Raw genomic sequence first — 21,402 nt, 5'->3', positions numbered from 1 at the left:
TTGGTGCAGCGCAAGCCCTTGCCGTTTCGCCAGGAGAATCCGATGTCATCTGCTCCCACGCTGTCGCCATCGCCCTGGCTACGCGCCGCGCTGTGCCTGGTGGTGCTGTCCTTGGGTGCGTGCGCGCATGCGCCGCAGCGCAACCCGCTGGCCCGGTGGGTACCCTCGCCCAATTACGACACGCGGCGGCCGATCCTGATCGTGCTGCACTTCACCGACCAGCAATCGGTGCCGCAGAGCCTGGGCACGCTGCGCGGGCGCAATAGCGGCGGCCGGGTCAGTGCGCACTATCTGATCGGCGAGGATGGCGCGCGCTATCAACTGGTCGGCGACGACCAGCGCGCCTGGCATGGCGGCGCTGGGCGCTGGGGCACCATCACCGACATCAATTCCGCCTCGATCGGCATCGAACTGGACAACGACGGCAGCGAGCCGTTCGCGCCCGCCCAGATCGACAGCCTGCTGGTGTTGCTGGACGACCTATGCACCCGCTTGCGCATCCCGCGCACGCAGATCGTTGGCCATGAAGACGTGGCCCCGACCCGCAAGAACGATCCCGGCCCGCTGTTTCCGTGGAGGCGCCTGGCCGACGCCGGCTTCGGCCGCTGGCCTGCCGCCGATGCCTCCGCCGCGCCGGCAGGCTTCGATCCCTGGCAGGCGCTGGCCCTGCTCGGCTACAGCCTCGACGATCCCGCCGCCACGCTGCAGGCGTTTCATCATCACTACCGCGGCAGCGACGCCCGCACGCTGGATGCCGAGGATTTGCGCATCCTGCATGCGTTGACCCGACCAGCACTGCGGCAATTGCAGCTTCCGTCGGTGCCCATCGAACCGGATGCGCCGTAGCGATCCAGCCTGCTCGTTTTCCGTCGCCCTGACGAACGCTGCGTGGACTGGATCCCGACCACATTCTTGGTAGCATCCGCTCGCCCAAACTCTTGAAGGATGTCGTGTGATGAGGCTAGGAAAGACTGCCCTGTGGGCCGCCACGATCCTGATGGTCGGCGGCTGCACCAAGACACCCGACGCAACGCCCGGAGACGTGCAGGCACCGCCCTCGCAGAGCGCTCCTGCTGCTGCGCCAGCGGCGGCGAGTCCTGCAACGGTCGACGCCGAGGTGCCGGCGCCCGGGCACGTGCTTGCCGATATCTATGGGATGAAGGGTGACGGATCGGAGTCGTACACCATCGACAACGGCGCCTTGGCCAGCTTCTGGTACGGCTACCGCTTCGACCTTGGCGGCAAGCAGTACTACACCGGCTTCGCCAACGCGGGCCCCGGCAAGTACGGCAAATCCGAGGAAGAGGACTCTCCGGACCCTGCCGTCGGCGTCAGCATCAGCCAGGCGACCTATGTGCTCGACGATGCCGGTGGCAAACCGGCATGGGTGCTGTTCCATGCGCAGCAGTGGGCCGGCGATTTCGGCGGCAACGAGAAGGCCGACACGCTGGACCAGACGCGCAAGCCGCAGCGAACCGAGACCAAGGATGGCCACCTGCTGCTTGCGCTGCCGACCACGCGCTTCGCCAACGGCATCAGTAGCTTGGGTTTTGCGCTGTTTTCCTTCGATCCGAACAAGAACGACATGGGTGACTACAAGGGCTGGGTTTACCTGGGCACCGTGGCCACCGGCGAAGACAACAGCGCGGCCTGCGACGATGAGGGCACCATGAAGTGCGCGTCCAGTACCGGCACGCTGAGCTTCGAACCCGGCAGTGGATCGATGCCGACCCTGCGTGTGGCCATGAGTGGCACCGCCATTGCGGGCCCTGGCAAGGTCCGCAGCCTCGGCGGCGCCGACGTGGTCACCTATACCTACGACGCCGCCAAGCACCAGTACACGCCGCCGCTGGATCGCTGAGCCTGCCTGCTGCCGGTCTGTTGTGGGCCGGCACGCGACGCGGACTGGCCGGCAGAGCCGGCTGGTTTCGGGCGCGGGAACTGGATAAGATTCGCCCACGGGGCCTGATGATCAGGCGAGTCATTCGCGAGCGGCAATGGATGCTGCACTCGCCCGAAATGCCGGAGTGGATCGCCGGTTTGCGGTTTGCCATGCGCGAATCGCCATCACCGCCCCTGCCTTGGGGCCGGATCGCACTCACCGTTTTCTGTCCGAAGCCGCGTCTGCGACAGCTGCGTCTCTGCGGGTCGGGCCATGTCCGTGATGCGTAGCAGGGCGGCTTTCCGGATAACGCGGCATGGCGTGTCGGGATTGCGGTTGTGTTTCCGGCTTCTTCAATACATACAGGATGTTCTGCACATGTCCAACGACACTCAAGTTGCCGTCCCTGTGGCACCGCCCTACCCGGGCAGCGTGCTGTACCTGATTTACGGGATGGATGGGGACGGCGCGCTCTCGTACGAGATCGACAACGGTGCTGTTGCCAGTTTCTGGCACGGCCAGCACTTCGATCTGGACGGCAAGCACTACTACACCGGTTTCGCCTACGCCACGCCCAACAAGTACGGCAATGACGAAGCCGAGACCTTTCCGGATCCGGGCGAAGGCGTGTCGATCAGCCAGGCCACGTTTCTGCTGACCGCGCCGGACAGCGAGCGGCCGTGGAGGCTATTCCACGCGCAACAGTACGTCGGCCGTTTCGGCGGCGACGAGCGCGCCGACGCGGTCGACGAAACGCGCAAGCCGCAGCGGCACCTCCTGGACAACGGTCACCTGCTGTTGGCAGTGCCCATCTCCAGTTTCGGCAATGGCGTCACCAGCTTCGGCTTTGCGCTATTTACCTTCGATCCGGACAAGAACGACCTGGGCGACTACCAGGGCTGGGTCTACCGGGGAACGCTTGCAGCCGGCGAAGACAACGAGCTCAGCAGCGACGAAGAGGGTAGCGTTCCGCACGTCTCCAGCCGCGGCACGCTGAGCTTCCAGCCGGTGCCCGGCGAGCGGATGCCGGCCATGCACGTGGCGTTGCAGGGCACGGTTATTTCCGGCCCTGGCCAGGTGCGCATGCTCGATGCATCCGATGCGGTGGTCTATGTATACGACCAGGCGAGCGGCCAGTACCTGCCGAAAGAAGTCCAGTGAATCGGTCGGTGCGCCGCTCCACGGAGCGACGCGTCGGCAGCAGCAAGAACCCGCGACTTGCAACACCGAACAGTCTTGTTGACCGCACACCAATTAGCTCATGGATGAGCTCGGTTGACCTTGTCGGCGCCCAGCGCCGTATATCAACCTCAAGGAGTAACACGAGATGGCACGCGACTACACGAAGGCCGAGAACCTCGACATCATCGAGCGTGAGGCCAGGGAACGCCACATTCCAGTCGACGATTTCATGCGTTTCGCCTATGTCGAAACCGGCGGCAGGTTCGATGAGCAGGCCAGCCGTGGCCCGAACAGCGCCAAGGGCTTGTTCCAGTTCACTCCTGGTACCGCCGCGGCCTACGGCATCAACGGCCGTGAACTGGATGCGGTGGCCAATACCGATGCCGCGGCGCGGTTATATCAGGACAATGCGAGGTCACTGACCCGCCAGCACGATAAAGACAATCGTCCGTACCTGTCCGGCAAGCCGCAGCCCGATGGGCTGGATATGTACATGGCGCACCAGCAGGGCGCTGCCGGCTATCGGTCGATCCAGAAGGCGGTTGCCGACGGCAGCTTCGCGCGCGGAGACACGCGCGCGAACATCATCAACAATGTGCCGCGCGAAAAGGATGCGGCCGGTGCCAAACAGTTCGAGGCTTACACCGGCAGCTCGCTGGCCGAGTTCAAGAAGATGTCCGATCAGGACATGGCCAAGACCTTTCTGAAGTACTGGGACACCAAGTTCGACCATATCGCCATCCCGGAAAAGGGCATCAAGCCAGTTGCCGAGGGCCAGTCCCAACAGCCGGCTGCGCCGGCCCGCGTGCAGTCGCATCCGGCTGCTGCGGCCGGGCAGGGCGGTCAAGACGCAATCAAGCTCACCGCCGCGTATGAGATGGGCGTCAAGTACGACGATGTGAAGTACGCGATCAATATCGAGGGCCACAGGCTCTACCATCCCGGCGTGGACGGCAAGCACCTGGAACAGGGCTACATCGACTGCTCCGGCTGGGTCTCTGAGTTGCAGAACGCCACCATGCGGGAGATCAATCAGAAGGCCGGCCGCGACGTGTTCGGCCGCCAGGACATGCTGGTGCAAGGAATGACTGGCTCCGGTGGCATCGTCAAGAAGGCATTCGACAATTCCGGCGTGTTGCTACAAGGCCAGGACGTATTCAAGCCCGGTGCGCTGAAGGAAGGCATGGTCATTGGCGTGGATGCCAGCCGGAATTCGGGGCATGACCACTGGAAGGGCATCGATCACATCCTGATGGTGGTGCGCGACCCCAAGAGCGGCGAGCTGCAGGTCAGCCAGTCCAGCGGCACAAAGGGCGTCAATACGATGCCTTTGGACAAGTATCTGGCCGACAACCAGAACGCCAGGTTGTTTGCGTCCGATCCATTCGCCAAGGCGCGCGACCTGCTGCAGGACAGGCAACAGACACAGTCGCAGCATCAGGACCATCCAACGCGCACATCGTTGCGACCGGGCGAGCAAGGTGCGGATGTAAAGGCAATGCAGCAGGCCCTGATCGAACTCGGGATAAAGGACAACAGCGGCAAGTTGCTGTCCGGTACCGGCTATTACGGCGACAAGACCAAGGAAGTGGTGGCAAACCTGCAGCGCGAGAAGGGCATGGATCCGACGGGTATTGCCGATAAGGCCACGCTCGAAGCACTCGGCAAGCAACAGGGCCAGGCCAAGAATAGTGGCGAGGCCAAGTTCCCCGCTTCCGCCGCTGTCGAAGCGCAACGTCCAGTGGATCCGTTGCTCAAGCAGGCAATGGACCATCTTCAGAAGCATGGGCCGAACGGCGGCTTCAATAGCCGCGACGAAATGCAGCGCGCCGCTGGCCAAATCGCATTCGAAGCCAAGGTCAGTGGGATGTCGCGTATCGACGAGTTGGTGCCGAGCACCAATGGCAAGGGGTTGATTGCGGTGGAGCGCAATCCCAACAACCCACTCGATGTGAATCGTGCCTACGTGGACAAGCAGCAGGCCGCATCGGTGCCGCTGGAGCAGAGTCAGCAACAGCTCACAGCCGAGACGCAGCGGCAGAACCAGGAGGATCAGCAGCGCACGCAGGCCGCGCAGACGCAGTCGGGTCCTGCACGCTAGGCACCTCTCATCAGGTTACGAATCTGTGCGACAGCAATCGCCAGTCCGGCATTCGACCGGACTGGCGATTGCACAGGGGGGGATAGTGCGTCGATGTGTAGACGGCGAGCGCAGCGATCCGGTCTGTCCGTCCCGAGCCGTTGTTCGTCAAGCGATCCAAGTGCTTTGCCTGTTCGAGCGCTTCTGTGCAGGCAGCTTGCTTGTGGTGGCTTATGCTTGGCGCATGACGCAAGCACGATCCCCGGTAAATCTCGTATGGCACCACGTCGCATGCACCCTGCAGCGCATCGGGTGGCAGGTGTCTGCGCTGGTTCTTCTGTGCGCAGGCCTCAACGTGCAAGCGGCTCCCATCCTCTCGCCGGCAACAACCGCCGCACAAGCCGGTCTGGTCAATGTGCAGGGCCTTGCGCCGGAGATTGCGGTGGACATGCGTTATGCGGGCAGCAACAACTTCACCGGGCACGTGGTGCCGGGGTATGAGGCGCCCACGTGCTATCTGTTGCGTCCGGCGGCGGAGGCCCTGGCACGGGTGGCGCGGTCGCTCAAGGCCCAGGGATATCGACTGCAGGTGTTCGACTGCTACCGGCCGGCGCGGGCGGTGCAGGCCTTCGTGGCCTGGGCTGCGGATCTGCAGGATCAGTCGACCAAGGCGCAGTACTACCCGCGTGTGGACAAGCGCGCGCTGCTGGGCAACTACATTGCCGAGACTTCGGGGCATAGCCGTGGCGCAACGCTGGACCTGGGCCTGCTCGATTGCCGGCAGGGTCCATGCCAGCCGGTGGCGATGGGCACCGACTTCGATTTCTTCGATGCGCGTGCGCATACCGATGCGCGCGATATCAGCCCCGCCCAGCGTGCCCACCGCCAGCAGCTGTTGCGTGCCATGGCGGCGGAGGGATTTGCCAACTACCCGATGGAGTGGTGGCATTTCACCTTCCGCCCCGAGCCGATGCCGGATACCGCGTTCGATGTGCCGGTCAACTGAGCAACCGTGCCGCAGGCGGTGACTCCGGCCACCGTGCTGTCCATGTTGTGCATCACCCCAAACCGCTGCAAGGAATTGTCATGTCCGACCCGGAACGCTTTACCGATATCGCCTGCCCGTATTGCGGGGAGTGGATCACCCTAACGCTGGATCTGACCGGCGGCGACCAGCATTACATCGAAGATTGTCAGGTGTGCTGCAAGCCGATCTCGGTCAGCGTGCAATGGGATGAAGAAGGCGAGGCGCAGGTGAGTGCGCGCGGCCAGGACGATGCGTGAGCGCGGCGCGCCGCAGCATCGGGCACTCGTAGCGCCCGGCCGGTCCGCGTTCGCGTAAGCGCTCGCGCTTGCTGCTTGGGCCGGGATCCATCACCCGCAACCGCTAGACTGATGCGCCTGCTGCCTGGATCGTCACGATGAATCTGCCTCTGCACTTCGGTCTGCTCGGTTCGCTGGAGGCTGGCCTGATTGCGTTGGTGCTGGGTGTGCTGGTCTTCGCTGGGGTCGAGCATATCGGCCGGCGTCTGCACTTCACCCACGGGCACACGCTGGGCATCGCCTGTCTGCTCGCGGTCGCCATCGGCGGCGGCTACGACATCTGGAATCTCGTCTACACCAGCATCGTGCGGCTGGAGTCGCCGCTGTATGCGCGCCTGGCATTGGCCAAGATCCACGATCCCAACGAATTGGGATCGCGGGTGATCCTGGAAGTGGCCGGGGCGATCGCCGGTGTGGTGCTGGGTTGGAAACTGTTCAGCTCCGGAAGCTGGGATGACGAGGCACCGAATGCGTAAATTTACGTTATGAAATGCGGCACGGTTCGCATATTTCGATGCATTGAATGAGCTGCTTCTGTTTGGCTCACCGATGTCTAACAGATGGCTAGGCGCAAACGTCCGACGCGTGGTTAAGAGGATGTTTTGCGTGAAATTGCGGCGGGTTTTGCGTTCATTCGGGCTGGGTAAGGTGGGGCCATGTGCGGCGACACCGCGCATTCCCAAGCCAAGGAGACCACCCAATGAAGAATCGCAACCGCACCTCGCTGCTCGCCGCCACCGCCGCTCTTGCCGCCGCCCTGGCGCTGCCGGCCATGGCGCAGAGTACGCAGCAGGATGCCGCCGCGACGTCGGCCCAGTCGGGAAGCTCTGCCACCACTGCGGCACAGCCTGCGCAGTCCGGCGGCGGCCAGACCTGGGCGAGCGTCGACACCGACAGCGACGGCGCCATCAGCACACAGGAAGCCCAGGTCAATGCCGGGCTCGCGCAGATCTTCAATGACGCCGATTCCGACAAGAACGGCAAGCTGACCCCGGACGAATACAAGGCGTTTGTCGCCAAGCAGCAGGGCGGCGCAGCGGGAAGTGGGTCGCAAGGCAACTGAGGTAGTAGGTCGCAAGGTAGTGAGTTCGTTTGCTGACGTGTTTTTTTCGACATCAGGAGGCAGCTTTCGCAATTGCAGTCATTTGAGCGGTTGTTGTCGTTTGATCCGTGGCATCGCTTCGTGGATGCCCGTGATCGGCAAGTAGCAGCATGACCACGTAACAGGATGGACACGCGGGAGCGATCTGCCAGGGTCGCTCCCGTTTTCTTTACGTGCGCCGCGCTAGATTTGCCCGCTCGTCCCTTCGGCACACTTTCATGCTGCTGCGTATCGCCATGCTGGTCGGCCTGTCGAGTCCACTGTGGGCGCTCGCGGCGCCGCCGGAGTTGCCGCCGGCCAACCCGTCGCGTGCGACCTCCACCACAGGGCCGGCAACACCGACAATGGCGCCGTTGCCGATCGACCCACCACCGCCTGCCACCACGCCCTTGCTGCCGGCCGACGCTGCAGCGCCATCGGCTGCCAAAGGCGGTGCGGAGGCCGCACTGGCGCCGCAGGCCGGCACGTTGGCGCCACGGACCTTCCGCAGCCTGGACAGCGACGCCGACGGCTCATTGACCGTGGCCGAAGCCGGCGCCGACCCCGTCCTGCGCGAGAATTTTGCCGGCTTCGACAGCAATGGCGATGGGCGCCTGTCGCGCGACGAATTCGCCAGCTACCAGCCCGGTCCAGGCGACGCCGCGGGGGATTGACCGCGGCAGCGCTCCAGTGCGCTGCTAAACTGGCGCGATGACCTCTTTTGCACAGCGCGACGGCCAGGCGATCCAACTGGTCGGCTTCGACGGCGACGATACCCTCTGGAAAAGCGAGGACTATTACCGCACTGCCGAAGCGGATTTCGAAGCGATCCTGGCCGATTACCTGGATCTGGGCGATACCCGCATGCAGCAGCACCTGCTGGCGGTGGAGCGGCGCAATCTAAAAGTATTCGGCTACGGCGCCAAGGGCATGACGCTGTCGATGATCGAGACGGCGATCGAACTGACGCAGGCGCGCATTGCCGCACGCGACATCCAGCGCATCGTCGAGATCGGCCGCGCCACGCTGCAGCACCCGGTGGAGGTGATTGCCGGCGTGCGCGAGGCGGTTAGTGCGATTGCAGCCGACTATGCGGTGGTGCTGATCACCAAGGGCGACCTGTTCCACCAGGAGCAGAAGATCGAACAATCCGGCCTGGCCGATCTGTTTCCGCGCGTGGAGGTGGTGTCCGAAAAGGATCCCCAGACCTATGCGCGCGTGCTGGCCGAGTTCGACCTGCCGGCGCAGCGCTTTGTGATGATCGGCAATTCCTTGCGCTCGGACGTGGAGCCGGTGCTGGCCATCGGCGGCTGGGGAATCTACACCCCGTACGCGGTGACCTGGGCGCACGAGCAGGAGCATGGCGTGGCCGCCGACGAGCCGCGCATGCGCGAAGTGCCCGACGCCGCCGGCTGGCCGGCCGCAGTGCATGCGCTGGATGCAGTGGCCCGGCAGCACGCGCTAAGCTGAGCTCCGTCGCGGCCAGCGCCGCGACCTGGATCTGCCGGCGCAACCGGCGGCGCCCAGCAACAGGACGTTTCCGGTCAGGCGTGGGTGCCTGGCCGACTAGGAGGGATCACCGATGCGCATGTTGTCGTTTACCTGCCGTGTCAGCCTGGCCGTATTGCTGGGTCTGTCAGGCGGCGCGCCGTCACTGACGGCTGCCGAGCTCGAAGAAGAAGTCATCAACCCGAGCGAAGTGATCTTTCGCGACGGTCAGCCTTACTACGACGATGGCGGCAACTATGTACGCCTGCGTACGCGTCGGGACGCGGGAGAGCTGGTGTATTTCCGCATGGTGCGCTTCGACCGCGAGCAGGGCTATGTGGACGCCCAGGGCCAGAGCATCGCGACCTTGCAGACCCGGCCGGACCGGCGTGAGCGCAGCAGCGTATTTGCTGCCGACGGGTATTCGGGCGAGCGCTACGGCCCCTATGGCGGCGACGCCCGCGGATACCTCGGGTATGGCGCCGGGCTGCGGCTAGGCGCGTCGCGCAACCGCCCGTACGGCCAGATCTATTACGGCAATGGTCTGTACGGCCCGGACCCATACAGCAGCCCGCACAATCGCGATGCGCGTCAGCGTTACATCGGCCCGGGCTATGTGGGTGCCTGCGATCTCAGCGGCTGCCGCGAAGTGCACTACGGCGGCTTTTACGATCTACGCTGAGCGCGGCCGGCGCGGCTGTGCGCGCGCCAGACATGCGAATGCTCGTGGCGGTCCGGTGTCATGCATCCGTTCCGACTCGGGGCATCCCATACGGCTGGCGCGCTGACGGCGCGCCGCCTGTGTCGGTGGCGCAAGCGCTCGGCCTGACAGCGACACGGGCATGCGGCATCATCGGCGCATGCCTTCACTGCTTACCTCGCTGTTGCGATCCCTGCCGCTGATGAGTGCGCTGCTGCTGCCGATGCTGGCAGTTGCGCAAACATCGCCTGCGCAAGCATCCGCGCCTGCCGCTGCGGCACCGGCTGCTGCGCCGGCAGTGACGCCGGGCACCGGCGATGCCTGGGTGGACCAGCATCTGGCCGACATGGGCAGCTACGCGCAGCGCTACCCGGACAGTTTCATCGGCGAAGTTGCGCGCTACACCGGCACCCCGCGCGGTTATGTGCAGGCATTGTTGCAGGTGCATGGCTGGCACGCCGGCGACATCTATTTCGCCTGTTTCTGGGCGCAGACGCTGCAGTTGTCCTGCCGCGACACGGTACGCGCCTACAGCCGTGACCATCATGACGGCTGGGAGGGCGTGATCACGCGGCTGTCGGTCACGCCGGAGACCGTGCATATGCGCGCGCTGCGGCACGCCATCGTCGCCAGTTACGACCGCTGGGAACGTCCGATCACCCTGGACGCGCTGCTGCGACGCCAGCTCGGCGATCACGCGCAACGGCTGGAAGCCGCGCGCCAGGCCAGCGAGGCGGCCGAGGCAGCGGCGCAGGCCGGGCTTTAAAGTGGCTGGCAAACCGGCGGCGTAGCCACCCGGCGGGTGCGGCGGTACTAGGAACCGGCGTGTACCACTCGCACGCTGCGTTTCCTGCGCGCCGTCCACGCAGATCCGGTGGCTGCCGGCTCAAGGTGGTGTCGGCTACCGGTGCGGCAGCGTGCTATTCGGCGTCAACTCGCTGCAGGTAGTGGCACCGGAGCCGTGCCAGCCGTTCGATGCGCGCCAGGTCGGCCTGAGCCTGGGCGGGGCTGGCGGCCTCTCTCGCTTGTTGGCCATCCTCGGAGCGACCCACAAGATGACTGCGCTCCCGGCCGCACGGGCGCAGTCGGCTTAGGACCGACATGGACCACGCCATGCGCTACGGTTCCGAGCTTGCCCACCATCCGCATCCAGCGGACGACTGCTCGCCACGGATCGCCAGCCGCCACTCGATGCGTTTTACGCCTGGTGGGAACCCGCACAGTGGCAAGCCGTGAGGTGATCGATCGGCTGCGCGGCTGTCTGCGCGGCAACACAGGCGCCGGCATGCTGCCGTGCAGCTGGCCGCCGCAGGGCGCGGTCGGCGAGAATGCTGCAACGCCGGCGTTGGCCGGCCCTGCCAAGACCAGCCCATGCGCGATACCGTGTTTGTCTCCCCCGATCACATCCGCAGCCTGTTCGCGCAGGCGATGTCGGACATGTATCGCGCCGAGGTGCCGTTGTACGGCGACCTGATGACGCTGGTGGCTCAGGTCAACGCCGACACCCTGAGCGCCGATCCCGCCCTGGCCGCGCGCCTGCAACGCAACGACGAGCGCGCGCGGCTGGATCTGGAACGGCATGGTGCCATCCGCGTCGGCACGGCGCAGGAACTGGCCACGTTGCGGCGGCTGTTTGCGGTGATGGGCATGCATCCGGTGGGCTATTACGATTTGTCGGTGGCGGGTGTGCCGGTGCATTCCACCGCGTTCCGCCCGATCGACGAGGCGGCGCTATCGGCCAATCCGTTCCGCGTGTTCACCTCGTTGCTGCGGCTGGAGCTGATCGAAGACGCCGCGCTGCGGGCGCAGGCGGCGCAGATCCTGGAGCAGCGGCAGATCTTCACCGCGGCCGCGCTGGAGCTGATCGAACAGCACGAGCGCCACGGCGGGCTGGAGGCGGCGCAGGCGCAGCAGTTCGTTGCCGAAGCGCTGGAAACCTTCCGCTGGCACGGCGATGCGACGGTGTCGCTGCCGACCTACCGCGCGCTGAGCGAGGCGCACAAGCTGATCGCCGACGTGGTGAGCTTCCACGGGCCGCATATCAACCACCTGACGCCACGCACGCTGGATATCGATGCGGCGCAGGCGCAGATGCAGCGCGCCGGAATCGATGCCAAGGCGGTGATCGAAGGTCCGCCGCGTCGTCGGGTGCCGATCCTGCTGCGCCAGACCAGTTTCAAGGCACTGGAGGAGCCGGTGCGCTTTGTCGGCGACAGCGGGCAGGCCGAGCACGGCACGCACACCGCGCGCTTTGGCGAGATCGAACAACGCGGGCTCGCGCTGACGCCCAAGGGCCGCGCGCTGTACGACGCGCTGCTGGCGCAGGCACGCGATAGCGATGGCGCGGGCAGCACCGGTACCGATTACGCCACGCGGCTGCAGACCGCGTTCGCGGCATTTCCCGACGACGAAGCCGTGCTGCGTCAGGAAGGCCTGGGCTATTTCCGCTACGCGCTGACCGAGGCCGGACGTGCCGATCCCGCGCAGGTGGCGGCAATGCCGGCAGAAACCGCGATTGCGCTCGGTCTGCTCAGTGCCGATCCGATCATCTATGAAGATTTCCTGCCGGTGAGTGCGGCCGGCATCTTCCAGTCCAATCTCGGTGGTGCCGAACAACGCGCCTATGCAGCACATTCGAGCAAGCGCAGTTTCGAACAGGCGCTGGGCGTGCAGGTGCAGGATGAGTGCGCGTTGTACGCGCAGCTGGAGCGGGCGTCGCTGCAGGCGTTGCTGGTGTAGCGGTCACGGCGCGGCGCGTACGTTTGCACGCCTGCTGTCTGCCGGTTTTGTCGCGTATTACGTGTCGTGATCACGCAGTCCACATTGCAAGAATGTGCGCTGCTGCGGATTCGGATGGCGCGTACCTTGAAGCATCGGAACAAAGAAGCAATCGAGGTTTTGGCTAGTCTCGGCATCTGGACGCGGTCAGGCGCTTCGGCTCAGGTCAAAAGCTCAGTGAGTCGAGCGCGCGGTGTCCTCACCGCTTGCGGGACACGCCGTGAATCCGTCCGTGGAGGCTCCTTGGCGGCATCCATGCCGCCAAGGGTCCCGCAACCGGCGAGGACACCGCACCAGAAAATTGGTCGGTGGGTAAAGAGCGTTTACCTGCGTTTTTCAGGTTATTTGCTGGAAGGCCTGACTCTTGCTCGGCCTGTGCCGGGAAGCTGATCGATCGGACCCACCCTGATCCGACCAACGCATGCCATGCCCGCTTGCAGACACGGACACCGACCATCTCGACAGGTCCTTGCCCGCCTACCGTCGCGGGACCTTACGCGGCATGGATGCCGCGTAAGCGCCTACATGGACGTACTTGCGGCGTGTCCTGCGATGGTAGGCGGGCAAGGTCCCTGTAACCAAGCTGCAGCCCCGCCACGCGATAACTGATCCATCCCTGATCCATCCATGCCGTCCAACACGTCAAGGCAACCGAGCTTCTAGATCGCAGCGTCGTCTGGATGCGGTAAAGCACTTGGGCTCTGGCCGAAAGCAAGTAGGTCGAGCGTGCATTTACAGCTCGCATCACTATGCCGCGTTTGAATACGCTGCCAGCAGCGACGCCCCGGCGTCATGCCAGCAAGCGGCAAGCGATGGCGAAAGATGCGGGCCAACCGCCATGCCGGCCGGCACGCACCGGTCCGTGCAGACCGGCACGTGTGCGGCATCGCTTCAGTGCGCCGACGCCGCCGGGCGCCGTGCCGCCGCGCGCTCTGCCCGGCGTGCACGCGCACGTGCGCGACGCGCCTTCCAGCGTTCGCTCAGGCAGGAGAAGATCACGTACAGCGCCGGGGTGCTGAGCAGGGTCAGGCTCTGCGAGAAGATCAGCCCGCCGATCATCGCAATGCCCAGCGGGCGGCGCAGTTCGGAGCCTTCGCCCAGGCCGACCGCCAGCGGCACCGCGGCCAGGATCGCCACCATCGTGGTCATCATGATCGGGCGGAAGCGCACGATCGAGGCCTCGCGTGCGGCCGCACGCGCATCCATGCCGTGCACGCGCTGCGCCACCAGCGCGAAGTCGATCATCATGATTGCGTTCTTCTTGACGATGCCGATCAGCAATACCAGCGCGATCATCGAGATCACCGACAACTCGGTGTTGGTGAGGAACAACGCCAGCAGCGCGCCGACGCCGGCGGCCGGCAGCGTCGACAGGATGGTCACCGGATGGATCAGGCTCTCGTACAGCATGCCCAGCACGATGTAGACGGTGAGCACCGCGGCCAGCAGCAACACGCCCATCGAGTTGGGGCTGAGTTGCACGTTGAAGCTGTCGTCGCCACTGAGGCGGATGCCGTCGGGCATGCGCAAGCCTTCCACGGTGGACTTGATGATCAGGTCCGCCTCGCCGGTGCTCACGCCCGGTGCGAGGTTGTAGCTCAGATCCATCGTGGTGTACTGGTTTTCGTGGACGATCTGCGGCGGCGCCAGCCCAGGCACCTGGGTGGCGACGGAGGTGATCGGCACCATCAGGCCGGCGCGGTTGGGCACGAAGACCTGGTCCAGCGCCTTGGGCGTTGCCGTCTGCGAGGGCAGTGCATTGACCACCACGCTGTACTGGTTGAGATCCGAATAGATGGTGGAAATGGAACGCTGGCCGAAGGCGCCATACAGCGCGCCATCGATGGCACCGACCGAAATGCCCAGGCGCGCGGCCTTGGCGCGGTCGATCACGATGTTCTGGCGCAGGCCGGATGTATCCACGTCGGTGCCGACATCGCGCAGGCGCGGATTCTTCTTCAACGCGGCCTGCAGTTTGGGCAGCCATTCCTGCAGCTGCGCCAGGTCATTGCCCTGCAGCGAAACGCGGTACTGCGCACCCTGGCTGGTGCCGCCACCGCCGTCGCTGGGCAGGTCCTGGATCGCGCGCAGGCGCAGATCCAGATCCGGGTAACGGTCGGCCTTGGCGCTCAGGCGTGCGACCACCTGCGCGGTGGTGTCGCGGCGGCCTTCGTCGCGCTTCTTCAATTCGATATTGAACGAGGCGCTGGAACCCTGCCGGCCGGAGCCCAGCCGCGCGCCGACGGTCTTCACCGCCGGGTCGGCCATCAGCATGTCGGTGATGCGGCGCTGGCGGCTGACCATGTCGGCAAACGACACCGTCGCGCTGGAATTGGCGCGGCCCCAGATCAGGCCGGTGTCCTGTGCCGGGAACGAGCCCTTCTTGACTGCGCCGCCGAGAAAGACGGTGGCGGCGATCAACAGCAGCGGCGTCAGCGACAGCAGCAAGGCGTGCCGCAGCGAGAAATCCAGCGCCACCGTGTACACCGCGAGCATGCGCTCGTGCATGCGGTCCAGCCAGGCGCCGAAACGGCTGGGTTTTTCCGGCTCGGTATGCGCGGACAGAAAGCGGCTGCACAGCGCTGGCGTCAGGGTCAGTGACACCAGCATCGACACCACGATCGCCGCCACCAGGGTCACGGTGAACTCGCGGAAGAACGCGCCGATCATGCCGCTGGCAAACAGCATCGGAATGAACACCGCCACCAGCGAGGCAGTGATCGACACGATGGTGAAGCCGATCTCGCGCGCACCGGCCAGTGCGGCATCCAGACGCGGCATGCCTTCGTCCAGATGACGCATGATGTTTTCGATCACCACGATCGCATCGTCGACCACAAAGCCAATGGCGATCACCAGCGCCAGCAGGCTGAGGTTGTTCAAGGTGAAGCCCAGCATGTACATCACCAGCGCCGAGCCGGCCAGCGACAGCGGCACGGTGACCGCCGCGATCAACGTCGGCGCCAGGCGGCGCAGGAACAGCGCCATGGTCAGGATCACCATCACCAGGCTGATCATCAGCGTGGCCTGCACCTCGTGCAGCGAGGCGCGGATGGTCGGGGTGCGGTCGAAGTAGGGCGTCAGCTTGGTGCCGGGCTGCAGGTAGGCGCGTAGCTCGGGAATCTGCGCCTTCACCTGGTCCACGGTTTCGACGATGTTGGCGCCGGCGCGGGTGAAGGCATACATCACCACCGCCGGTTTGCCGTCGAACCAGGCCGCTTGATAGGCATCCTGCTGGCCGTCGTAGACGGTGGCCACATCGCCCAGCCGCACGATGCGCCCGTTGGACTGGGTGGAGATCGCCAGCTGGGCGAAATCGGCGGCCTTGGACACCGAATCGTTGGCCACGATCGCCATGGTGGTGTTGCCGTCGGACAGGAATCCGGTCGGCGAGGTGACGTTGGCCGCGCGCACCGCATTGCGCAGATCGTCCGGGGTCAGGCCCAGCGCGTTGAGCGCGCGCAGATCCACATCCACGCGGACCGCCGGTGTGGAGGCGCCGGCGATATCGACCGAACTGATGCCGGTGATCTGGCGCAGCCGTTGCGCCAGCAGCGAGTCGGCAACGTTGTAGAGCTCATCGGCCGATTGCGTGTCCGAGGTCAGCGCGATGGCAATGACCGGGTCGTCGTTCGGATTGGCTTTCGAATAGATCGGCGTGCCGAGCCCGGACGGCAGGTCCGATTGCGAGGAGTTGATCGCCGTCTGCACATCCTGCGCGGCCGAATCGATGTTGCGATTGCTCTGGAACACCAGCACCACCAGGCTGCTGCTCTCCGAACTGGAGGAGCGCATGCGGTCGATGCCGGGCAGCTGGCCCAGGTGGCGTTCCAGCGGTGCGGTGACGGTGGAGGCCATGGTGCTGGCATCGGCGCCGGACTGCGTGGCGTGCACGAAGATCACCGGAATCTGGATGTTCGGCAACGCCGCCACGCCCAGCCGCAGGTAGCACATCAATCCGATCACGAACAAACCGATCGCCAGCAGCGCGGTGCCGATCGGGCGCTTGATGAAGGGCGCGGAGATGTTCATGGAGTGACTGCCGGGAATCGGGATTCGGGATTCGGGAATCGGGAAAGGCAACAGCCAGCGCAGCTGCCATGCGTGCGTGCGGGAAGGCGATGCCGTGGGCAGGCAGACCGATCAGCGATGACGCCATCGGTCATCATGCCGGGCGCTCCGAGGTGGAGGCCGGGGGCACGCCGTCGCGGCGGGCGGCACGCCGTGCGCGCCAATCGCGTAGCCGCTCGCCGGCACGTTCCATGTACAGGTAGATCACCGGCGTGGTGTACAGCGTCACCAGCTGCGACAGCAGCAGGCCGCCGACGATGGCGATGCCGAGCGGACGCCGCAGTTCCGAGCCGATGCCGGTGCCCAGCGCCAGCGGCAGCGCGCCCAGCATCGCGGCTGCGGTGGTCATCATGATCGGGCGGAAACGCAGCAGGCAGGCGCGCCGGATCGCCTCGTGCGCGTTGGCGCCGTCGCGGCGGGCGTCGATGGCGAAGTCGATCATCATGATCGCGTTCTTCTTGACGATGCCGATCAGCAGCACGATGCCGACGATGCCGTCCACCGACAGGCTCAACCCGCACATCATCAGCGCCAGCAGCGCGCCGACGCCGGCTGGCGGCAGCGTGGAGATGATCGTCAGCGGGTGGATGTAGCTCTCGTAGAGCACGCCCAGCACGATGTAGATCACCACGATCGAGGCCAGCAGCAGCCACACGATATCGGTCTGGCTGCCGGTGAATTCGGCCGCCTTGCCGACGAACGCCGCATGCACCTGGGTCGGAATCTTCAGATCCTGGCGCGCCTGCTCGATCGCTTCCACCGCCTGCGACAGCGAATGGCCCGGGGCCAGATTGAACGAGATCGTGACCGCCGGCAGCTGTTGCTGGTGGCTGACCACCAACGGCGTGTTGGTGACCTTGGCCTCGGCCAGTGCGGCCAGCGGAATGATGCTGCCGGCGCCGACCACGATGCCGGTGTTCTGCGCGCCCACGCCGGTGGCGGTGGAGGAGTTGGACGAGGTCAGCTGGCCGAAGCTGGTGGCATTGGTGCCGGTCAGCGCGCCGCTGCCGTTGCTGGCCACCGCCAGCTGGTTCATCAACGCGGTGCTGCTACGGAATTCCGGCGCCACTTCCAGCACCACCCGGTACTGATTGAGCTCGGTGAAGATGGTGGAGATCTGGCGTTGACCGAAGGCGTCGTACAGCGTGTCGTCGATGGTCTGCATCGGCACACCAAGCATGCTGGCCTTGTCGCGATCGATACTCAGCTCCAGCGCCCGGCCCTGGTTGGCCAGGTTGTTGTCCACGTCGGCCAGCTCGGGCAGCTTGCGCATCGCCTCGGTCATGCGCCCGGCCCAGGTGGCCAGCTCGCTGCTGTCCACATCCGACATCGAATACTGGTACTCGGTGGCGGCCACGCGGGTGTCCAGGGTGACGTCCTGCACGGGCTTGAGGAACAGCGCCACGCCGGGAATGCCGGCCACCGCCTTTTGCAGGCGCGGCAGCACCTCGTCCAGGCCCTCGCGGTCGCCGCGCGTCTTCAGCACGATCGACAACTGGCCCTGGTTGATGGTCGGGTTCATGGTACCGGCACCGATGAAGGCGGCCACGCCGGTCACGGCGGGGTCTTTCTGCAGCGCCGCGGCCACCGCCTGGGTGCGCTGCTCCATCTGCGGGAACGCCACGTTCTGGTCGGCCTGCACCACGCCGGTGATCAGGCCGGTGTCCTGCTCGGGCAGCAGGCCCTTGGGGATCGCCACGTACAGCACCACGGTCAGCGCTACCGCGCCGATCGCCACCGCCAGGGTCAGCGGCTGGTGCGCCAGCACCCAGTCCAGGCTGCGCTCGTAAGTGCCCACGGTGCGCGTCCACAGGTTGGTCTTGCCGGCGGCCGCGGCGCGTTCGTGCGCGTCCTCGCCTTCGGGCAGGGCGTCGGGCTTGAGCAGGTAGGCGCACATCATCGGCGTCAGCGTCAGCGACACCAGCATCGAGATCACCACCGCAATCGACAGCACCCACGCAAACTCATGGAATAAGCGCCCGGTCACGCCCGGCATCAGCAGCAGCGGCAGGAACACCGCCACCAGCGACACGGTCAGCGATAGCACGGTGAAGCCGATCTGCTTGGCGCCGATCTCGGCCGCTTCCGGCCCGCTCTTGCCCTGTTCGATGTAGCGCACGATGTTCTCGATCATCACGATCGCATCGTCGACCACGAACCCGGTCGCCACCACCAGCGCCATCAGCGACAGGTTGTCCAGCGACATGCCGGCAAACGCCATCACCCCGAAGGTACCGGCCAGCGACAGCGGCACCGCCACCGAGGGAATGATGGTGGCCCACAACCGGCGCAGGAACACGAAGATCACCGCCACCACCAGCGCGATGGTCAGCACCAGGGTGAACTTCACCTCGTGCACCGAGGCGCGGATGGTTTCGGTGCGGTCGGAGAACACCTCCAGGTGCACGTCGGCCGGCAGCACCGCCTGCAGCTGCGGCAGGATGCTGCGGATCTGCTCCACCGTCTGCACGATATTGGCACCGGGCTGGCGGCGGATTTCCAGCAGCACCGCCGGCTTGCCGTCGGCCCAGGCGGCGAGCTGGTCGTTCTCCACCCCGTCGACCACGTTGGCCACATCGGCCAGCCGCACCGGGCGGCCATTGCTGTAGCTGATGATGGTCTCGCGGTACTGCGCCGCGTCGGTGAGCTGGTCGTTGGTGCCGATGCTGTAGGACTGGGTCTTGCCGTTGAGCGAGCCCTTCGGCGCGCTGACGTTGGTCTGGGTCAGCGCGCTGCGCAGCGATTCCATGGTCAGGCCCATGTTCGACAGCTGCGCCGGGTTGACCTGGATGCGCACCGCAGGCCGCACATTGCCGGCGATCGACACCAGGCCCACGCCCGGCACCTGCGACAGGCGCTGGGCCAGGATCGCATCGGCATAGCGGTTGACCTCGCGTAGCGGCAGCGAGTCGGAGGTGAGCTTGAGGGTCAGGATCGCCGCGTCGGCCGGATTGACCCGGTTGTAGACCGGTTGATACGGCAGCGACGAGGGCAGGGTGGCCTGACGGATCGCCGCCTGCACATCCTGCGCGGCGATGTCGATGTCGCGGTCCATCGAGAACTGCAGGATGATCGTGGACAGGCCTGCCGACGAATCGGAGGTCATCATCTGCAGCCCGGAGATCTGCCCGAACTGGCGCTCCAGCGGCGTGGTCACCAGCGAGGCCATGGTGGTCGCGTTGGCGCCGGGGTACTGGGTGGTGACCACCAGGCTGGGCGCGTCGATTTCCGGCAGCGCCGAGACCGGCAATTGCCGGTAGCCCAGGATGCCCAGCAGCAGGATGCCCGCCATCAACAACGAGGTGGCGATGGGACGGCGGATGAAGATGGTCGAAAAGCCCACGGGGGGTGTCCTTGCTGAAGACGTCAATCGATGCCGGCGCGCGCAGCGCCGATGCACACCGGCGACGGAAGGCCCGTCGCCGGTGCTCGCGAGTTAGCGCGGGCCGCCGCCGCTGCGTCGGCCGCCGGCGCCGCCACGGCTCTTGTCCTGCGCGGCCTTGAGTTCTGCCTCGGTCGGCTCCGGCGGGGTTTCGCCCGGCTTGAGCGCGCTGACCTTGCTGCCCGGCTTGAGCCGGAACTGGCCTTCGGTCACCACACGCTCGCCTGGCTTGAGCCCCTTGGTGACCTGTACATGGCTGTCGTCCACTTCCACGCCCTGCACCACGGTGCGCATCTGCGCGGTGTTGTCGTTGCCGACCACGTAGACGTAATCGCCGTCCGGGCCGCGCTGCACGGCCTGGGTCGGCACCACGGTGCCGCCGGAGATGGTGCGCAGCTGCAGGCGCACGTTGACGAACTGGCCCGGCCACAAGGCGTTGTCGGTGTTGGCGAAGATCGCACGCGCACCGAAGGTGCCGCTGTCGGCGGCGATGCGGTTGTCGATCACCTCCAGCTTGCCATCGCCGCTGATCACGTGCGCATCGCCGCGATCCAGCGCCGCCACGTCCAGTGGGGCGGCCGCCTGGCCGCTGCGCACCGCCTGCAACTCGCGCTCGGGCAGGTTGAAGGACACGTAGATCGGGCGGATCTGGGTCAGGGTGACGATGGTGGAGCTGGCGCTGACGATATTGCCCACGTCCACGCCGCGGATGCCGGCGATGCCGTCGATCGGCGCGGTCACGCGGGTGAACTGCAACTGCACCTGCGCCGAGCGCATCTGTGCATCGTTGGCCGACACCGCCGCCTCGTACTGCGCCACCTGGTTACGCTGGGTATCCAGGTCTGTGCGCGAGACGTACTGCTTGTAGGCCGGGTCGTTGGAGCGCTGGTAGTTCACCCGCGAGGTCGCCAGCAGCGCCTGGTTCTGGCGCTTGGCCGCCAGCGCCTGGTCGTAGCTGGCCTGCAGGGTGCGCGGGTCGATCTGCGCCAGCAGCTCGCCCTTCTTCACTTCCTGGCCCTCCTTGAAATTCAGGCTCATCAGCTGGCCGCCGACCTGCGGGCTGACCGTGACCGTGTTGAGCGCGGTCACCGTGCCCAGCGCGCTGGCGTAGACCGGCACATCCTGGGTGGTGGCGGCCACGACCGTGACCGGTACCGGGCCGCTGTTCTCGGTGCCATTGCCGTCCGGCGCATCCGCCCGCTTGCCGTGGTTGCCCCCACCGAACATCCGCATTGCGACGAACACCACGACGAGCACCGCTACGACCAGCAGTGTGATCTTCCAAAAACGCGACATGCGACAACTCCTGAGGGCGGGCCGGGCGCTGGTGCGACCGTGGGGCGGCTGTGCGAAGCATATCGTTGCGATCAGGCAATTGAGCGTTACTGAAGTAACGGCCCGCCGGACGAAACGACTGCAGCGTTCACAGATGCAG

The 21,402-nt window shown here is 65.7% G+C and carries 16 protein-coding genes and 1 pseudogene; 14 read left to right on the top strand and 3 right to left on the bottom strand.

What is annotated here, in order from left to right:
- Positions 1–42: 42 nt before the first annotated feature.
- From ABQY64_RS18545 to ABQY64_RS18480, 14 genes and pseudogenes are all read left to right on the top strand, one after another.
- Positions 43–846 carry an N-acetylmuramoyl-L-alanine amidase gene (locus ABQY64_RS18545; protein WP_228607919.1) on the top strand — a complete coding sequence of 268 codons (804 nt, stop codon included), beginning with the start codon at positions 43–45 and terminating at the stop codon, positions 844–846.
- 109 nt (positions 847–955) lie between these two features.
- Positions 956–1,861, top strand: a complete 906-nt coding sequence (locus ABQY64_RS18540) for a hypothetical protein (RefSeq protein WP_065048587.1) — start codon at positions 956–958, stop codon at positions 1,859–1,861.
- 399 nt (positions 1,862–2,260) lie between these two features.
- Positions 2,261–3,043 carry a hypothetical protein gene (locus ABQY64_RS18535; protein ID WP_039524931.1) on the top strand — a complete coding sequence of 261 codons (783 nt, stop codon included), beginning with the start codon at positions 2,261–2,263 and terminating at the stop codon, positions 3,041–3,043.
- Between the two features lie 166 nt (positions 3,044–3,209).
- Entirely contained in the window at positions 3,210–5,165 is a 1,956-nt protein-coding gene (locus ABQY64_RS18530) for an XVIPCD domain-containing protein (protein WP_104552794.1), read from the top strand.
- Between the two features lie 334 nt (positions 5,166–5,499).
- Positions 5,500–6,150, top strand: a complete 651-nt coding sequence (locus ABQY64_RS18525) for a M15 family metallopeptidase (protein ID WP_374151316.1) — start codon at positions 5,500–5,502, stop codon at positions 6,148–6,150.
- Positions 6,151–6,230: 80 nt separating this feature from the next.
- On the top strand, positions 6,231–6,428 hold the full coding sequence (locus ABQY64_RS18520) for a CPXCG motif-containing cysteine-rich protein (RefSeq protein ID WP_065048591.1): 198 nt from the start codon (positions 6,231–6,233) through the stop codon (positions 6,426–6,428).
- Positions 6,429–6,565: 137 nt separating this feature from the next.
- Positions 6,566–6,943 carry a hypothetical protein gene (locus ABQY64_RS18515; RefSeq protein ID WP_039522427.1) on the top strand — a complete coding sequence of 126 codons (378 nt, stop codon included), beginning with the start codon at positions 6,566–6,568 and terminating at the stop codon, positions 6,941–6,943.
- Positions 6,944–7,167: 224 nt separating this feature from the next.
- Positions 7,168–7,530, top strand: a complete 363-nt coding sequence (locus tag ABQY64_RS18510; protein WP_016903160.1) for an EF-hand domain-containing protein — start codon at positions 7,168–7,170, stop codon at positions 7,528–7,530.
- 257 nt (positions 7,531–7,787) lie between these two features.
- Positions 7,788–8,222 carry an EF-hand domain-containing protein gene (locus ABQY64_RS18505; RefSeq protein ID WP_053045977.1) on the top strand — a complete coding sequence of 145 codons (435 nt, stop codon included), beginning with the start codon at positions 7,788–7,790 and terminating at the stop codon, positions 8,220–8,222.
- A 37-nt stretch (positions 8,223–8,259) separates the two neighbouring features.
- A complete protein-coding gene (locus ABQY64_RS18500; protein ID WP_065048594.1) occupies positions 8,260–9,018 on the top strand; it encodes an HAD family hydrolase in 759 nt (252 codons plus the stop codon).
- Positions 9,019–9,130: 112 nt separating this feature from the next.
- On the top strand, positions 9,131–9,718 hold the full coding sequence (locus tag ABQY64_RS18495; protein WP_349780736.1) for a hypothetical protein: 588 nt from the start codon (positions 9,131–9,133) through the stop codon (positions 9,716–9,718).
- 160 nt (positions 9,719–9,878) lie between these two features.
- Positions 9,879–10,502 carry a hypothetical protein gene (locus tag ABQY64_RS18490; protein ID WP_166769201.1) on the top strand — a complete coding sequence of 208 codons (624 nt, stop codon included), beginning with the start codon at positions 9,879–9,881 and terminating at the stop codon, positions 10,500–10,502.
- A 124-nt stretch (positions 10,503–10,626) separates the two neighbouring features.
- Positions 10,627–10,764: pseudogene (locus ABQY64_RS18485) on the top strand (beta-ketoacyl-[acyl-carrier-protein] synthase II); the annotation flags it as partial.
- Between the two features lie 343 nt (positions 10,765–11,107).
- The gene (locus ABQY64_RS18480) at positions 11,108–12,475 is read left to right on the top strand and encodes a VOC family protein (protein ID WP_166769200.1); all 1,368 of its coding nucleotides are present in this window, start codon (positions 11,108–11,110) and stop codon (positions 12,473–12,475) included.
- 930 nt (positions 12,476–13,405) lie between these two features.
- Here the strand turns inward: ABQY64_RS18480 and ABQY64_RS18475 are convergent.
- The 3 genes from ABQY64_RS18475 to ABQY64_RS18465 all read right to left on the bottom strand — a co-directional run bounded on the left by ABQY64_RS18475 (position 13,406) and on the right by ABQY64_RS18465 (position 21,263).
- Complete coding sequence (locus ABQY64_RS18475) at positions 13,406–16,546, bottom strand: efflux RND transporter permease subunit (protein ID WP_039518520.1); 3,141 nt, start codon at positions 16,544–16,546, stop codon at positions 13,406–13,408.
- A gap of 133 nt (positions 16,547–16,679) precedes the next feature.
- Positions 16,680–19,928 (bottom strand): efflux RND transporter permease subunit, encoded by a 3,249-nt coding sequence (locus ABQY64_RS18470; protein ID WP_349780451.1) that lies wholly within the window; start codon positions 19,926–19,928, stop codon positions 16,680–16,682.
- Between the two features lie 93 nt (positions 19,929–20,021).
- Positions 20,022–21,263, bottom strand: a complete 1,242-nt coding sequence (locus ABQY64_RS18465) for an efflux RND transporter periplasmic adaptor subunit (RefSeq protein WP_024938874.1) — start codon at positions 21,261–21,263, stop codon at positions 20,022–20,024.
- Between the last annotated feature and the right edge of the window lie 139 nt (positions 21,264–21,402).

It is taken from the genome of Xanthomonas sp. WHRI 7065 (genome assembly GCF_040203115.2).
GTDB lineage: Bacteria > Pseudomonadota > Gammaproteobacteria > Xanthomonadales > Xanthomonadaceae > Xanthomonas > Xanthomonas arboricola.
This window is presented reverse-complemented; position numbering and strand designations above follow the sequence as displayed.

What these genes read in the sequence shown, in the direction of transcription:
- ABQY64_RS18545 (WP_228607919.1), top strand. Translation starts at nt 43, where the DNA reads ATGTCATCTGCTCCCACGCTGTCGCCATCGCCCTGGCTACGCGCCGCG.
- ABQY64_RS18540 (WP_065048587.1), top strand. Translation starts at nt 956, where the DNA reads ATGAGGCTAGGAAAGACTGCCCTGTGGGCCGCCACGATCCTGATGGTC.
- ABQY64_RS18535 (WP_039524931.1), top strand. Translation starts at nt 2,261, where the DNA reads ATGTCCAACGACACTCAAGTTGCCGTCCCTGTGGCACCGCCCTACCCG.
- ABQY64_RS18530 (WP_104552794.1), top strand. Translation starts at nt 3,210, where the DNA reads ATGGCACGCGACTACACGAAGGCCGAGAACCTCGACATCATCGAGCGT.
- ABQY64_RS18520 (WP_065048591.1), top strand. Translation starts at nt 6,231, where the DNA reads ATGTCCGACCCGGAACGCTTTACCGATATCGCCTGCCCGTATTGCGGG.
- ABQY64_RS18515 (WP_039522427.1), top strand. Translation starts at nt 6,566, where the DNA reads ATGAATCTGCCTCTGCACTTCGGTCTGCTCGGTTCGCTGGAGGCTGGC.
- ABQY64_RS18510 (WP_016903160.1), top strand. Translation starts at nt 7,168, where the DNA reads ATGAAGAATCGCAACCGCACCTCGCTGCTCGCCGCCACCGCCGCTCTT.
- ABQY64_RS18505 (WP_053045977.1), top strand. Translation starts at nt 7,788, where the DNA reads ATGCTGCTGCGTATCGCCATGCTGGTCGGCCTGTCGAGTCCACTGTGG.
- ABQY64_RS18500 (WP_065048594.1), top strand. Translation starts at nt 8,260, where the DNA reads ATGACCTCTTTTGCACAGCGCGACGGCCAGGCGATCCAACTGGTCGGC.
- ABQY64_RS18495 (WP_349780736.1), top strand. Translation starts at nt 9,131, where the DNA reads ATGCGCATGTTGTCGTTTACCTGCCGTGTCAGCCTGGCCGTATTGCTG.
- ABQY64_RS18490 (WP_166769201.1), top strand. Translation starts at nt 9,879, where the DNA reads ATGCGGCATCATCGGCGCATGCCTTCACTGCTTACCTCGCTGTTGCGA.
- ABQY64_RS18480 (WP_166769200.1), top strand. Translation starts at nt 11,108, where the DNA reads ATGCGCGATACCGTGTTTGTCTCCCCCGATCACATCCGCAGCCTGTTC.
- ABQY64_RS18475 (WP_039518520.1), bottom strand. Translation starts at nt 16,546, where the DNA reads ATGAACATCTCCGCGCCCTTCATCAAGCGCCCGATCGGCACCGCGCTG.
- ABQY64_RS18465 (WP_024938874.1), bottom strand. Translation starts at nt 21,263, where the DNA reads ATGTCGCGTTTTTGGAAGATCACACTGCTGGTCGTAGCGGTGCTCGTC.